The 14257-nt window shown below is 64.1% G+C and carries 14 protein-coding genes; 8 read left to right on the top strand and 6 right to left on the bottom strand.

Annotation, left to right across the window (positions count from 1 at the left end):
* The first annotated feature begins 83 nt into the window (after positions 1-83).
* From dapF to BM413_RS00040, 7 genes are all read left to right on the top strand, one after another.
* Positions 84-968, top strand: a complete 885-nt coding sequence (gene dapF / locus BM413_RS00070; protein ID WP_091908673.1) for a diaminopimelate epimerase — start codon at positions 84-86, stop codon at positions 966-968.
* Entirely contained in the window at positions 968-2251 is a 1284-nt protein-coding gene (mtaB, locus tag BM413_RS00065; protein WP_175544214.1) for a tRNA (N(6)-L-threonylcarbamoyladenosine(37)-C(2))-methylthiotransferase MtaB, read from the top strand. The genes dapF and mtaB overlap by 1 nt, the downstream gene beginning before the upstream one ends.
* 784 nt (positions 2252-3035) lie before the next feature.
* Positions 3036-4454 carry a signal recognition particle-docking protein FtsY gene (ftsY, locus tag BM413_RS34090; RefSeq protein WP_348272869.1) on the top strand — a complete coding sequence of 473 codons (1419 nt, stop codon included), beginning with the start codon at positions 3036-3038 and terminating at the stop codon, positions 4452-4454.
* Between the two features lie 60 nt (positions 4455-4514).
* Positions 4515-5162, top strand: coding sequence for a septation protein A (locus BM413_RS00055; RefSeq protein WP_091910161.1), 648 nt, complete (start codon positions 4515-4517; stop codon positions 5160-5162).
* A 26-nt stretch (positions 5163-5188) separates the two neighbouring features.
* Positions 5189-5803 carry a pyridoxamine 5'-phosphate oxidase family protein gene (locus BM413_RS00050; protein WP_091908667.1) on the top strand — a complete coding sequence of 205 codons (615 nt, stop codon included), beginning with the start codon at positions 5189-5191 and terminating at the stop codon, positions 5801-5803.
* Positions 5804-5815: 12 nt separating this feature from the next.
* Positions 5816-6355, top strand: coding sequence for an NADPH-dependent FMN reductase (locus BM413_RS00045; protein WP_348272863.1), 540 nt, complete (start codon positions 5816-5818; stop codon positions 6353-6355).
* Positions 6356-6532: 177 nt separating this feature from the next.
* Entirely contained in the window at positions 6533-6697 is a 165-nt protein-coding gene (locus BM413_RS00040) for a YjiS-like domain-containing protein (RefSeq protein ID WP_091908661.1), read from the top strand.
* A gap of 67 nt (positions 6698-6764) precedes the next feature.
* Here BM413_RS00040 and BM413_RS00035 read toward each other — a convergent pair whose 3' ends face one another.
* The 6 genes from BM413_RS00035 to ccmA all read right to left on the bottom strand — a co-directional run bounded on the left by BM413_RS00035 (position 6765) and on the right by ccmA (position 11047).
* Positions 6765-7805 carry a DUF2332 domain-containing protein gene (locus BM413_RS00035; protein ID WP_091908658.1) on the bottom strand — a complete coding sequence of 347 codons (1041 nt, stop codon included), beginning with the start codon at positions 7803-7805 and terminating at the stop codon, positions 6765-6767.
* Between the two features lie 9 nt (positions 7806-7814).
* Positions 7815-8699: a bile acid:sodium symporter family protein gene (locus tag BM413_RS00030; protein WP_091908655.1), complete on the bottom strand. Its 885-nt coding sequence runs from the start codon at positions 8697-8699 to the stop codon at positions 7815-7817.
* Between the two features lie 169 nt (positions 8700-8868).
* The gene (locus BM413_RS00025) at positions 8869-9450 is read right to left on the bottom strand and encodes a DsbE family thiol:disulfide interchange protein (protein ID WP_175544213.1); all 582 of its coding nucleotides are present in this window, start codon (positions 9448-9450) and stop codon (positions 8869-8871) included.
* On the bottom strand, positions 9447-9617 hold the full coding sequence (gene ccmD / locus BM413_RS00020) for a heme exporter protein CcmD (protein ID WP_091908652.1): 171 nt from the start codon (positions 9615-9617) through the stop codon (positions 9447-9449). Before ccmD ends, BM413_RS00025 begins: the two co-directional genes overlap by 4 nt.
* Positions 9618-9773: 156 nt before the next feature.
* Entirely contained in the window at positions 9774-10439 is a 666-nt protein-coding gene (ccmB, locus tag BM413_RS00015; protein ID WP_091908649.1) for a heme exporter protein CcmB, read from the bottom strand.
* The gene (gene ccmA, locus BM413_RS00010; protein ID WP_091908646.1) at positions 10439-11047 is read right to left on the bottom strand and encodes a heme ABC exporter ATP-binding protein CcmA; all 609 of its coding nucleotides are present in this window, start codon (positions 11045-11047) and stop codon (positions 10439-10441) included. The genes ccmB and ccmA overlap by 1 nt, the downstream gene beginning before the upstream one ends.
* A gap of 286 nt (positions 11048-11333) precedes the next feature.
* Between ccmA and acnA the strand changes: the two genes are divergently transcribed.
* On the top strand, positions 11334-14024 hold the full coding sequence (gene acnA / locus BM413_RS00005; RefSeq protein WP_091908643.1) for an aconitate hydratase AcnA: 2691 nt from the start codon (positions 11334-11336) through the stop codon (positions 14022-14024).
* Positions 14025-14257: the final 233 nt, after the last annotated feature.

Genomic DNA, 14257 nt, shown 5'->3' with positions numbered 1-14257 from the left:
GCCGATCACCACGAGGGGCGTTGCCATTGCGGCACGCCCTTCTCCACTGGTAATTCGCCGTCGTTTCCGCCATATAGGCCGAAATGAGCATGACCGCGCCTTTCGCCAAGATGAATGGGCTCGGCAACGAGATCATCGTTGCCGACATGCGGAGCCGTGCCGACCGCATTACGCCTGCTGCGGCCATTGCGCTGAACGCCGACCCGGCGACCAAGTTCGACCAGATCATGGCCATCTATGATCCGCGCACGCCGGGCACGATCAACTATATCGAGATCATCAATTCCGACGGCACCATGGCGCAGGCCTGCGGCAACGGCATGCGCTGCGTCGTCCAGGCGCTTGCCGCCGAAACCGGGCAGAAGGTCTTCACCTTCGAGACCATCGCCGGCATTCTCAACGCCGAGGAACATGCCGACGGCCTGATCTCGGTCGACATGGGCATTCCCCGCTTCGGCTGGCAGGATATCCCGCTGGCCGAGGAGTTCCGCGACACCCGCATGATCGAACTGCAGATCGGCCCGATCGACGCGCCGGTGCTGCATTCCCCTTCGGTCGCCTCGATGGGCAATCCGCATGCGATCTTCTGGGTCGACGAGGATGTCTGGTCCTATGAGCTCGACCGTTTCGGCCCGCTGCTTGAAAACCATCCGATCTTCCCCGAGCGCGCCAACATCTCCATTGCGCAGGTCACCTCGCGCGAAACGCTGAACCTGCGCACCTGGGAGCGCGGTGCCGGCCTGACGCTGGCCTGCGGTTCGGCCACCTGCGCGGCAGTCGTTTGCGCCGCCCGCACCAACCGCACCGGCCGCAAGGTCGAGGTCACCGTGCCGAGCGGCGGACAGCTGACGGTCGAATGGCGCGCCGACGATCATGTCGTCATGACCGGCCCGGCGGAGTGGGAATTTTCCGGCAACTTCAATCCCGCCACCGGCGCATGGCAGCGCGAGATCGAGGGCGCGGCCTGATGGCGGTCGATGTCGTCACATTCGGCTGCCGGCTGAACACCTACGAATCCGAGGTGATGCGCCGCGAGGCCGAGGCCGCCGGTCTTGGCGAACTCAAGAACGGCGCTGTTATCTTCAACACCTGCGCCGTCACCGCCGAGGCCGTGCGCCAGGCCAAGCAGTCGATCCGCAAGGCGCGGCGCGAAAATCCCGACGCCCGCATCATCGTCACCGGCTGCGCCGCCCAGACCGATCCTGCCGCCTTCACCGCGATGGGCGAGGTCGACCTCGTGCTTGGCAACGAGGAAAAGCTTCAACGCCATAATTACCGCGCGCTGCCCGACTTCGGCGTCAACGATACCGAAAAGGCCCGCGTCAACGACATCATGAGCGTGCGCGAGACGGCATCCCACATGGTCGACGCCATCGAGGGCCGGGCGCGCGCTTTCGTGCAGGTGCAGAATGGCTGCGACCATCGCTGCACCTTCTGCATCATCCCCTATGGCCGCGGCAATTCCCGCTCCGTGCCGATGGGCGCGGTGGTCGAGCAGATCAAGCGCCTGACCGGCAACGGCTATGCCGAGATCGTGCTGACCGGCGTCGACATGACCAGTTTCGGCGCCGACCTGCCGGGCACGCCAAAACTCGGCAAGCTCGTCAAGACGATCCTTACGCAGGTTCCCGACGTGCAGCGGCTGCGGCTTTCATCCATTGATTCCATCGAGGCCGACGACGATCTTCTCGACGCCATCGCCACCGAAAAGCGGCTGATGCCGCATCTGCACCTGTCGCTGCAATCGGGTGACGACATGATCCTGAAGCGCATGAAGCGCCGCCATCTGCGCGACGATTCGATCCGCTTCTGCGCCGATGTGCGCGCACTTCGCCCCGACATCGTCTTCGGCGCCGACATCATCGCCGGCTTCCCGACCGAGACCGAAGACATGTTCGCGAATTCGGAAAAGATCGTCGAGGAATGCGGCCTGACCCATCTCCACGTCTTCCCCTATTCGCCGCGCGAGGGCACGCCCGCCGCCCGCATGCCGCAGGTTTCTGGCCGCGCCATCAAGGAGCGCGCCGCGCGCCTGCGCGCCGCCGGCGAAGCTGCATATAGGCGTCATCTGGACAAGCTCGTCGGCACGAACCAGTCGCTCCTGGTAGAGCGCAACGGCCTCGGCCGCACTGAAGGTTTCACGTTGGCGGCCATCGACGGCGGCCAGCCCGGCGAAATCCTTGCCGCCACCATCACCGGCCATGACGGCGCACGGCTGACCGCCGCTGCCGCCGCCCGCCGCGCGGCCTGAGAAGCAAAGCATGGCATTCGACTTCATCAAGAAAGTCTTCTCCTTTGGCCGCAAGCAGGCCGAAGAGGCCAAGCCCGAGCCGGTAGAAGAGCAGGCAGCGCTTCCCGCACCTGAGGCGGAAGTTCCCGTATCGCCAGCCGAGGCGGCACCTTCCGAGCCGACCGAAACGGCATCTGTAGCGCTTGAGGCCGAAGCCCCACCCGCGCCTGTTGAAGAAATTTCGGCCTCCGCGCCGGAAACACCTATCGCCGAAGAAACCCTCACCGAGCGTCCGGCGCTTCCCGATTTCCTACGGCGAGAGGAAGCCGATGAAACGCCGGCGTCCCCCTCCCCCTTGAGGGGGCCCGAAGGGCGGGCGAGACCCGTGGCTCGCCCCGGCGAGTCGATCGATGAAATCGAGCGGGGTGGGGTCGTTGGATCGTCGGACGCGACAGAGAAATCTGTTGTCGCAGAAACACCGAGTCCCGTCGAACCGACCCCCTCTGGTCCTTCGGACCATCTCCCCCTCAAGGGGGGAGAGGAGGTCGCGCCTGAAGAGCCTGCACCCGAGGAGCCAGCGCCCGCTCCAGTTCCGGTAGAGCCTGAACCCACCGTTCCGGCCCCCGAAGAACCGGCACCGGCTCCAACACCTGCCGAGCCGGAAGAAGTTCCCGCACAGCCGGACGAGCCTGCTCCGGCTCCGGTCGAAGTTCCAACGCCCCCGGCAGAACCAACGCCCGAGCCACAACCTGCCCCGCAGGAAGTGCCGCCGCAGCCGGCAGAGCCGGTTCCCGCGCCTGCGCCCATAGAGATTCCTGCGCCTGCGCCGTCACCGGCCGAATCGGCGCCGACGTCCCCCTCCCCCTTGAGGGGGTCCGAAGGACGGGCGAGACCCGTGGCTCGCCCCGGCGAGTCGGTCGGCGAAGCCGAACGGGGTGGGGTCCCCGGATCGTCGGACGCGACGGTAACTTTCAACGAGCCCGAACCGGAAACGCCGGTTGTTTCCGAATCGCCGAGCCCAGTCGAACCGACCCCCTCTGGTCCTTCGGACCATCTCCCCCTCAAGGGGGGAGAGGAGGTCGCGTCCCCTTCCCTCAATGAGGAAGAACTCGCAGCACCCGCAGCCGAAATTCTGCCGCCGCTGCGTCAGCTGGAGCCGATCGAGACCGATCCTCTACGCGATGAAATAGCACCCGAGCCGTCACCTCTTCCGACACCACCTCCACCGCCCGCTCCCGGCAAGGTCACCGTCACCAAGAAGGTCGAGCAGAAGGCCGAGCCGGTCGCACCAGCTGCGCCCGAGCCGAGGCTGTCATGGTTCCAGCGTCTGCGGCAGGGCCTGTCGCGCTCGTCGAAGGAGCTTTCCGGCAGCATCGCCGGCGTCTTCACCAAGCGCAAGCTGGACGAGGAGACGCTGGAGGAACTGGAGGACGTGCTGATCCGCGCCGATCTCGGCATGGAAACCGCACTGCGTGTCACCGATGCGCTGGCTTCCACCCGCTACGGCAAGGATGTCTCCGACGCCGAAGTCCGCGCCATCATGGCCATCGAGGTTGAAAAGGTGCTGAAGCCAGTGGCGATGCCGCTGGAGCTCGACCTGTCGCACAAGCCGCACGTCATTCTGGTGGTCGGCGTCAATGGCACCGGCAAGACGACCACCATCGGCAAGCTCGCGGCAAAACTGACCGACGGCGGCCTGTCGGTAATGCTGGCGGCGGGCGACACGTTCCGCGCCGCAGCGATCGAGCAGCTGAAGATCTGGGGCGAACGCACCAATTCGCCGGTCGTCGCCTCGAAGCTTGGCGCCGACGCTGCCGGCCTTGCCTTTGACGCCTTCGTGAAGGCGAAGGAGGCGGGCTCCGACGTGCTGATCATCGACACCGCCGGGCGCCTGCAGAACAAGGCCGAGCTGATGGCGGAACTGGAAAAGATCGTCCGCGTGCTCAACAAGCACGACCCGGAAGCGCCGCACACGGTGCTGCAGACGGTCGATGCCACCACCGGCCAGAACGCCCTCAACCAGGTCGAGATCTTCCGCAACGTCGCCGGCGTCAACGGTCTGGTCATGACCAAGCTGGACGGCACGGCGCGCGGCGGCATCCTTGTCGCGATTGCAGCCAAGCACAAGCTGCCGGTCTATTTCATCGGTGTCGGCGAACAGGTCGACGACCTCGAACCATTTTCCGCAAGCGATTTCGCCAAGGCGATCGCTGGAGTAGCGTAGGAAGCACGATCCCAAAAAGTTGCAGACTTTTTGGACAAGATCATGCGTAAGAAAGAGCCAATGAACGAACCTGTCTTCGAACGCGACCCCGCCGACCCTCGGAAAAAAGAAGTCAACCCGCTGCTCAAGCTGGCGCTGGAGCTCGGGCCGCTGATGGTCTTCTTCTTCGCCAATGCGCGCGGCGAGTGGCTGGTCGAAAGATTTCCGGTGCTGGGCGATTTCGGCGGGCCGATCTTCGTCGCAACCGGCCTGTTCATGATCGCCACGGCGATCGCGCTGATCGCCTCATGGCTGCTGATGCGCACATTGCCGATCATGCCGCTGGTGTCGGGCGTCGTCGTTTTCATCTTCGGCGGGCTGACGCTCTGGCTCCAGGACGACATCTTCATCAAGATGAAGCCGACCATCATCAACACGCTGTTCGGCGTGACGCTTCTGGGCGGGCTTTTCTTCGGCAAATCGCTGCTCGGCTACGTCTTCGATTCGGCCTTCAGGCTCGACGCCGAGGGCTGGCGGAAGCTGACCTTGCGCTGGGGCCTGTTCTTCCTGTTCCTGGCCGTGGTCAACGAGGTGGTCTGGCGGAATTTCTCCACTGACACATGGGTCGCCTTCAAGGTCTGGGGCATCATGCCGATCACGCTTATCTTCACTTTCAGCCAGATGCCGCTGATCATGCGGCATTCGCTGGACGACCGAATCAGGAAATAGATCTTTTCAAAGGGGGCAAGGGCGTCATGGAGTTCATCGAAACCAGCGAGGATTTGAGAAAACTCTACAAGGCGCCCGGCGACGGCGCGGTGCGCAAGGAATTGCGCGCGCTCGACGGCCATTCCAAGGGTTTTCTCGGCAAGAGCCCCTTCGTGCTGATCGGCTCGTCTGACGGCGAGGGCAATGCCGATGTGACGCCGAAGGGCGACAAGCCCGGCTTCGTCGAAATCCTCGACGACACCACCATCGCCATCCCCGACCGCCCCGGCAACAACCGGCTCGACACGCTGGAAAATGTCGTCCGCAATCCCGCCGTCGGCCTGCTGTTTCTCATTCCCAACATGAACGAGACGCTGCGCATCAACGGCACGGCCAGGATCACCGCCGACAACACGCTGCGCGAGCGGCTGGCCGTCGATGGCAGGCCGCCGATCAGCGTCATGGTCGTCTCGATCAAGGCGGTCTACATGCACTGCGCCAAGGCCTTCATGCGCTCCGAACTGTGGAAGCCCGAAAGCTGGCACGACCGCGCCACCCTGCCGACGCTGGGCCAGATCCTGCGCGACCAGCTCGCGCTCGCCGACAGCGCCGATGCCACCGACAAGTGGCTCGACGAGAGCTACAAGAAGTCCATGTGGTGAGCGGCCGGCCTGATGCGCATCCTCGGCATCTCAGGCAGCCTGCGCGCCGGCTCCGGCAATAGCGCACTGCTGCGAGCGTTGCGCGACAACGCACCGCCGGATTGCCAAATAGCGATTTACGACGGCGTCGGCGCACTGCCTATTTTCAACCCGGACGAGGAAGGCGACAGCACGCCGCCCGAGGCAAGGCGCCTGATCGAGGCGGTCGCCGGCGCCGACGGCATCATCGTTGCCTGCCCGGAATATGCCCATGGCGTTCCCGGCGGCCTGAAGAACGCGCTCGACTGGCTGGTTTCCGGCGAGGCCGCTGTCGGCAAGCCGGCCATGCTCGCCCACGCCTCGCCGCGCTCGCTGTTTGCGCGGGCGGCCTTGCGCGAAATCATGAAGACCATGTCCTTCGATCTGTTCGACGGCGCCGAGCTGGAAGTCGCCCTGCTGGGCAGGAAGCCGGAAGAGTTCGACCCCATGCTGCAACGACCGGAAACGCGCGCCACAATGCGCACCACCCTCGCAGAATTCCAGGCTTTCATTCGCCGCAACGGTGAAAAGTAAAATCTGCCGTCACAGGGCTTTCAACCGGCAAGCACCTGTTAACCAGGCATGCAACCATTGCATTGGTGCGATGCAACACTGAATGTTGCAATGCAACATATTCGTGCCAATCTATAGTCCATCAGGGAGGAACAACCTAACGCCGCTGAACGCGGCAGTCCGAAAGGGGACCACTCCATGATCACCTCATTCATCAACAATGCCAAGTCCAGAATCGCCAAGCGTCGCCGCTACAACAGCCTCGTCGCCGAAATCCAGAGCCTGACGCCGCGCGACCTCGCCGACATCAGCGCCAACCGCAGCGAAATGCTTCATCACGCCTATCAGGAAGTCTACGGCTGAACCGTCTCACGCCGACCGTCAAGGCAACCTGAAAAACCCCGTTGCGCCATATGGCCGGCGGGGTTTTTCAGTTCCACGCGATCCAGCGGCCATGATAATCGCAGTGCGCAAGATGCCTCGTCTCGCCGCCCGGCCATAACGTCAGGCTCAGCGTCGCATATTTGTCGGCCGTACTCACAGGCTCCATGCGCAGCCACGCGATTGGTGCATCAGGTGTGGCGGCGTTGCCCGCTGCGGCAAGCTCCGCGACGATCGCCGCCTTCGTCGCGTCGGGCATGTATTGCCACATGATCGAGTGAAACAGTACGAAGGTTTCTCCCGACCGCCTTGATGCCAGTCTGGCTTTCACGAAATCGGCCGCATCGGCCTTTTCCAGCGAAAACGGCGTTGTTCCGGCAACCGAAATCGCCGCATCGATCCGCTCCAGCCGTGCCGTCTGGTCGGCCCAGATATAGGAGCGCAGGCGCAGCCGGTCGGCATCGATGCCGATATCGACGGGCGCGATGTCGCTGCCATTGCGCGACACGACCTTCAGCGCCCCATCAAGCGGCACCGGCTTTCCGCGCATGTCCGGCGCGAGCCGCACCGGCGAGGCCGGATCGCCCCACTCGACATCGCCATAGCGATAGTGGAACCGGTCGAACAGGAGATTGAGCGCAGCACTCGATCCTATCTCATGAAGCGCCAGCGGCAGGCCGATTTCGCGGGCGATCGTCAGGAACCCCGGCAAAAGCAGGCCGGAGCGCGCGATCTCATTGGTCTGCGGTGCACTTGCCAGTGCCGCCAGCAGCCGGTCGTCATTGCGAAAAATCGCTTCCGGCAGCGCAGCCGCAATTGCCGCCTCGTCGACATCGTTGGGCGGATAGATTGCAGCGAGCCGGCCATCCGCCCCCGACAGCACCAGCGCATGCAGCCCGCCGCATAGCCGCAACGCCAGCGCGTCTTCTCGCGTATGACCGGGCCAGTCGAGCACGCGCGCGCCGGTCTTGGTGCCGCGATCGAGGCTCGCCGCCAGCGCGCGGCAGAGCCTTGCCGTGAAGGGCGAGCCGAGCGCATCGCAGGCGGCGGCCTGGTGGACGAAATGCTCCCGGATCGCCGCTTCCTTCATGTCCGCCTTTCAGCCGGCGGTCGTCACCGGCACTGCATGCTTGCGCTTCAGCCAGGCACCGAAGATGGCAGCGGTTATGAAGGCGATCAAGCCGTAGATGGCGGCCGGAATGGCCATGGTCGCATTGTTGAGCAGCACTGGACTAAGCGCGATGGCGATCGCCAGCGTGCCGTTGTGAATGCCGATCTCCATGCCGATCGCGGTTGCCTGACGCCTGTCGATGCCCGCCAGGCGCGGCCCGAAATAGCCGACGGCGAGGCTGATCAGGTTGAAGGCGAGCGTCGCCAGCCCGACCACCGGCGCCCAGGTCACCAGCGTGTCCCATTCCTGGATAAGCGCGACCAGCACGACCGCGAACAGGAACACCGCCGACAGGATTTTCACCGGCTTTTCCAGCCGGGCGGCAAGGCCCGGAAATCTGCGGCGCAGCCACATGCCGATCAGCACCGGCCCGAGCACGATGACGAACACCTGCATGACCTTGGAGAATTGCAGCGGAATGACCTTGCCCTCGCCAAAAAACTGGATCAGCGAAAAGTTGACGATGAGCGGCAGGGTGAACAGCGCCAGCGCCGAATTGATCGCCGTCAGCGTGATATTGAGCGCAACGTCGCCGCCGGCCAGATGGCTGTAGAGATTGGCCGAAGTGCCGCCCGGGCTTGCCGCCAAGAGCATCATGCCGACGGCCAGTGCCGGCGACAGGCCGAACGCATAGATCAGGCCGAGACAGGCAATCGGCAGGATCACGATCTGGCACAGCAACGCCACCAGCACCGCCTTGGGATGCTTCAGAACATTGCGGAAATCGGCGACCGTCAGCGACAGCCCAAGGCCAAGCATGATGACGCCAAGCGCCAGCGGCAGAAAGATTGCGAGCGCGGAACTGTCCTGCATTTTGACTCCCCCCTTGTTGCGAGCCGTTGGCCGGCCCTGTTGCAGGGGAGGTTAAGACATCAATGGCTTATGTCAAACGCTATGGTTGTGGTGAGTTCGTCAACTTCACCCTCGCCAAGACCCCTCTCCGTCTCGGCTTCGCCGGGGCGAAGAGGGGGAATCTTCGGTTCTACCGAACCGGCGCCGCCAGCGCCTTCTCGATTTCCGGCAAAAGCACCGTCTGCGCCGATTGCACCGTGATCGGACCGGTATGCTTGAAGGCGATCTTGCCGTCCTTGCCGATGACGAAGGTTTCGGGAACGCCATAGACACCCCAGTCGATAGCCGTGCGGCCGGCGTCATCGGTGCCGATGGCGCTGTAGGGGTTGCCGAGATCGCCGAGAAAGCGACGGGCGTTTTCAGACTTGTCCTTGTAGTTCAGTCCGGCGATGGAAAAGCGCTTGTCCTGAGACAGCGCCATCAGCACCGGATGCTCTTCCCGGCACGGTGCGCACCAGGAGGCGAAGACATTCACCAGCGTGACCTTGCCGGCAAAGGCGCTCGATTCGAGACCCGGTAGCGAAACGCCTTCCAACGGGGGCAGTTTCGTTTCGGGCGCCGTCTCGCCGATCAGGGCCGAAGGCACCACCGCAACGTCGCGCCCCGACAGAAGCTGCATCAGGAAGATGCCGGCGAGCAGCAGGAAAATCACCAGCGGCAGAAGCGCCAGCAGCTTGCGGCGCGGCTTTTGCGGTTCGGCTTGCAGCGTCATTTCGCTTTACCGGCGCGGTCGGAGCGCCGCCTTGCGCCGCTCGCCTCGAGCTCGGCCATCTCGCGCTGACGCGCGCGCTGGTCGGCAATGATCCAGAACACGAGCCCGGCGATCACCAGCGCCGAGATGCCGTAGGCCGCCGAAACATACATGTCATGCACGCTCATGACCGCCTCCGATGCCGGAGGGCAGCCGGGCGCATGGGCAATATCGCGAAAACATATGGGCGCTGCTGGCTCATCGCCGTTACATAGCCGCGCTGCCGCTTTGCCGCAATCGACCTAAAGTGCGACGAATGCGCGATGACCGGATCGTGATGGGGTTCAATCCGCGCCCCAGCGCAGCGCCAGCGCCGCCGCGACCGGGCCGATGACGGCCAGAAACAGCGTCAGCGCGCATAGGATCAAAAATGGCGGCAGGAACGGGTCCGGCTCGGCGACCGCGCCATAGCTCGCCGAAACACCGAAGATCAGCACGGGAATGACCAGCGGCAGCACCAGCACCGAGACGAGCAGCCCGCCGCGCGGCAGCGCCACGGCAACGGCGGCACCGGCAGCACCAATGAAGGTGATGGCCGGCGTGCCGACGAGCAGCGTCAACGCCGCCGCGCCTATCCCCAGCGGCTCCATGTTCATGAACAAGCCGAGCAGCGGGGCGGCGATCACCAGCGGCAGCACGCTGGCGGTCCAGTGCGCCAGGCATTTGACGAAGACGGTGAAGGCCAGCAGATGCCGGTCGTTGGCGAGGATCAGCAGGTCGAGCGAACCATCCTCGCGGTCGGCCTGGAACAGCCGGTCGAGGCCGAGCAGCGAGGCAAGGAGCGCTCCGATCCACAGGATCGCCGGGCCAATGCGGGCCAGCAAATTAAGATCCGGCCCGACGCCGAAGGGGATCGTCGCGATGACGGCCAGAAAGAACAGCACCCCCGTCAGCGCCCCGCCGCCGGCGCGGACGCCCAGCCTGACATCGCGGAGGTAGAGGGCCAGCATCAGGTGGCGTCCCCCATCCTCAACGCCTGCACCCCCTCAAGCCCCAGCGGCAAATGCGTCGCCGCCACAATCATCCCGCCGTCTTCCAGATGAACTCTCATCAGTTCCGAAAACTGCACTTCCGAGGCCTTGTCCAACCCCGCCGTCGGCTCATCCAGCAACCACACCGGGCGATGGCTGACCAGCAGCTTGGCGATCGCCACACGCCGGCGCTGGCCGGTCGACAGATAGCCGAAGGGCAGGTGGCCGATGGTTTCCAGCCCGACCATTTCCAGCGCTTCCATCGGCGACAGATGCGCCCGCCCGAAAAAATCCTGCCAGAAGACGAGATTCTCCGTCACCGTCAGCGCCGTCTTCATCGCATTCTCATGGCCGAGATAATGGCAGGCCGAGCCGACCGACGGGAATTCCTCGCCGCCGCCGTCGAGCCTGACCGCGCCCTCCGACACCGGCAACAGGCCTGCGACAACGCGCAGCAGCGTCGACTTGCCGGCGCCGTTCGGACCGGTCACGACCAGGCCTTCGCCCTCACCGAGCGCAAAAGCCACGCCCGAAAAGACCGTTTCGCCGCCGCGTTGCCCGCTCAGATTTTCGGCAATCAGCCGCATTGCTCCCCCGTGGTCGGAATATTCCTAGCGGCCAATGTGCGTCGCAGCAAATTTGCCCAAAACCGGTCTAGAACTATTCCAGAAAATTCTCTATATGCCACCCAACCACACCAGCGGTCGGTGCGGTAAAATGAATTTGCGCCGAACCAGCGCACGCGCCGCCTTGAACGGCTCGGGTTGCTTGGGACCGGACAGCGGAAATGGCCGTACCCGCACCTTTGCGCGTGATTGCATGCCCATCGGAGTCCGTTCCCTTTCAGGCTGAACAGACAAGGATGGATCGCACGTGTCCAAATCACTAGACAGTTTCAATTGCCGCCGCACCCTGACCGCAGGTGGTGCCGAATATGTATATTACAGCCTGCCCGAGGCCGAGAAGAACGGCCTGACCGGCATTTCCCAGCTGCCCTATTCGATGAAAGTGCTGCTGGAAAACCTGCTGCGCAATGAGGACGGCCGCTCCGTCACCAAGGAATCGATCCAGGCGGTTGCCGGCTGGCTGGTCGACAAGGGCACGGCCGGCGTCGAGATCGCCTACCGCCCGGCCCGCGTGCTGATGCAGGATTTCACCGGCGTTCCCGCCGTCGTCGACCTCGCAGCGATGCGCGATGCCATGGCCAATCTCGGCGGCGACCCGCAGAAGATCAATCCGCTGGTTCCGGTCGATCTGGTCATCGACCACTCCGTCATCGTCGACGAATTCGGCACCCCGCTCGCCTTCGCGCGCAATGTCGAGCTCGAATATGAGCGCAACCAGGAGCGCTACAAGTTCCTGAAGTGGGGCCAGCAGGCGTTCCGCAACTTCCGCGTCGTTCCGCCCGGCACCGGCATCTGCCATCAGGTCAATCTCGAATATCTCGGCCAGGTCGTCTGGACCAACGCCGAGGATGGCGAAACGACCGCCTATCCCGACACCTGCGTCGGCACTGATTCGCACACCACCATGATCAACGGCCTCGGCGTTCTCGGCTGGGGCGTCGGCGGCATCGAGGCCGAGGCTGCCATGCTCGGCCAGCCGGTTTCCATGCTCCTGCCGGAAGTCATCGGCTTCCGCCTCACCGGCAAGCTCAAGGAGGGCGTCACCGCCACCGACCTCGTGCTCACCGTCACCCAGATGCTGCGCAAGAAGGGCGTCGTTGGCAAGTTCGTCGAGTTCTTCGGCCCCGGCCTATCCAACATGACGCTGGCCGACCGCGCCACCATCGGCAACATGGCGCCGGAATATGGCGCGACCTGCGGCTTCTTCCCGGTCGACGCCGAGACGATCCGCTACCTCAACACGTCCGGCCGCACCGAAAACCGTATCGCGCTGGTCGAGGAATATTCCAAGGCGCAGGGCATGTGGCGCGACAACGGCTCGGCCGATCCGGTCTTCACCGACCTGCTCGAGCTCGACCTGGGTGAAGTCGTCCCGTCCATGGCCGGCCCGAAGCGTCCCGAGGGCCGCATCCCACTCGAAGGCATCGCCGCCGGCTTCGCCAAGTCGCTCGAGACCGAGTACAAGAAGACCGTCGACCAGAACAAGCGCTACGCCGTCGAAGGCACCGACTATGATCTCGGCCATGGCGATGTCGTCATCGCGGCGATCACGTCCTGCACCAACACCTCGAACCCGAGCGTGCTGATCGGCGCCGGCCTTCTGGCCCGCAACGCCAACCGCCTCGGCCTCAAGCAGAAGCCGTGGGTCAAGACCTCGCTCGCGCCCGGTTCGCAGGTTGTCGCCGAATATCTCGAAAAGTCGGGCCTGCAGAAAGAACTCGACCAGATCGGCTTCAACCTTGTCGGCTTCGGCTGCACCACCTGCATCGGCAATTCCGGCCCGCTGCCGGCGCCGATCTCCAAGACCATCAACGACAAGGGCCTGATCGGCGCTGCCGTTCTGTCCGGCAACCGCAACTTCGAAGGCCGCGTCTCGCCGGACGTGCAGGCGAACTACCTCGCCTCGCCACCGCTGGTCGTTGCCCATGCGCTGGCCGGCACCGTCACCAAGGACCTCACCACCGAGCCGATCGGCGAGGACCGCGACGGCAACCCGGTGTTCCTGAGGGATATCTGGCCGAGCTCGGCCGAGATCCAGGAGTTCATCGAGAAGAACGTCACCCGCGAGCTGTTCGCCCGCAAATATGCCGACGTCTTCAAGGGCGACGAGAACTGGCAGAAGGTGCAGGCACCGAGCGGCCAGACCTACACCTGGGACGACGGCTCGACCTATGTGCAGAACCCGCCTTACTTCGTCGGCATGGGTGCTCGCCCGAAAGCCATCGGCAAGATCGAGGGCGCCCGCGTGCTCGGCCTGTTCGGCGACAAGATCACCACCGACCACATCTCGCCGGCCGGTTCGATCAAGGCGGCCTCGCCCGCCGGCAAGTACCTTACTGACCACGGCGTCGGCGTTGCCGACTTCAACCAGTACGGCACGCGCCGCGGCAACCATGAGGTGATGATGCGCGGCACCTTCGCCAACATCCGCATCCGCAACCACATGCTCGGCGAAAACGGACGCGAAGGCGGCTACACCATCCACTACCCGTCCAAGGAAGAGCTGCCGATCTACGACGCGGCGATGGAGTACCGTCAGGAAGGCGTGCCGCTGGTGATCTTCGCCGGCATCGAATACGGCAACGGCTCCTCGCGCGACTGGGCGGCCAAGGGCACCAACCTGCTCGGCGTGCGCGCCGTGATTGCCCAGTCCTTCGAGCGCATCCACCGCTCGAACCTGGTCGGCATGGGCGTCATCCCCTTCGTCTTCGAGGAAGGCACCTCCTGGGCCTCGCTCGGCCTCAAGGGCGACGAAACGGTGACCATCGATGGTCTTGAAGACATTAAGCCGCGCCAGAAGATGATCGCCAAGGTCACTTACGGCGACGGAACGGTCAAGAACGTGCCGATCCTCTGCCGCATCGATACGCTGGACGAGCTCGACTACTTCAAGAACGGCGGCATCCTGCAATACGTTCTGCGCGATCTGGCTGCCTGACGGCACGGTTCGACGCAACCATCGAAATGAAGAAGGCCCGCGATCACGTCGCGGGCCTTTTTCATGGGTCGCGGTGCCTGTTGTGAGCAGGGCACTCGCATATGGTGCAGCAGACCCCCACTCCGTCGCGCTACGCGCGCCACCTCTTGGATGTTTGAGTTGCGGTATAGACTGGATTGCCGGGTGGGTAGCAGCCCACCTGGCATCCGGTTGTCGGATCGTCCATCTCGAAG

The organism is Mesorhizobium sp. YR577 (genome assembly GCF_900116595.1).
In the GTDB taxonomy this organism is placed as follows: domain Bacteria; phylum Pseudomonadota; class Alphaproteobacteria; order Rhizobiales; family Rhizobiaceae; genus Mesorhizobium_M.
The sequence above is the reverse complement of the archived record's forward strand: the minus strand, read 5'-3'. Positions and strand labels throughout refer to the sequence as shown.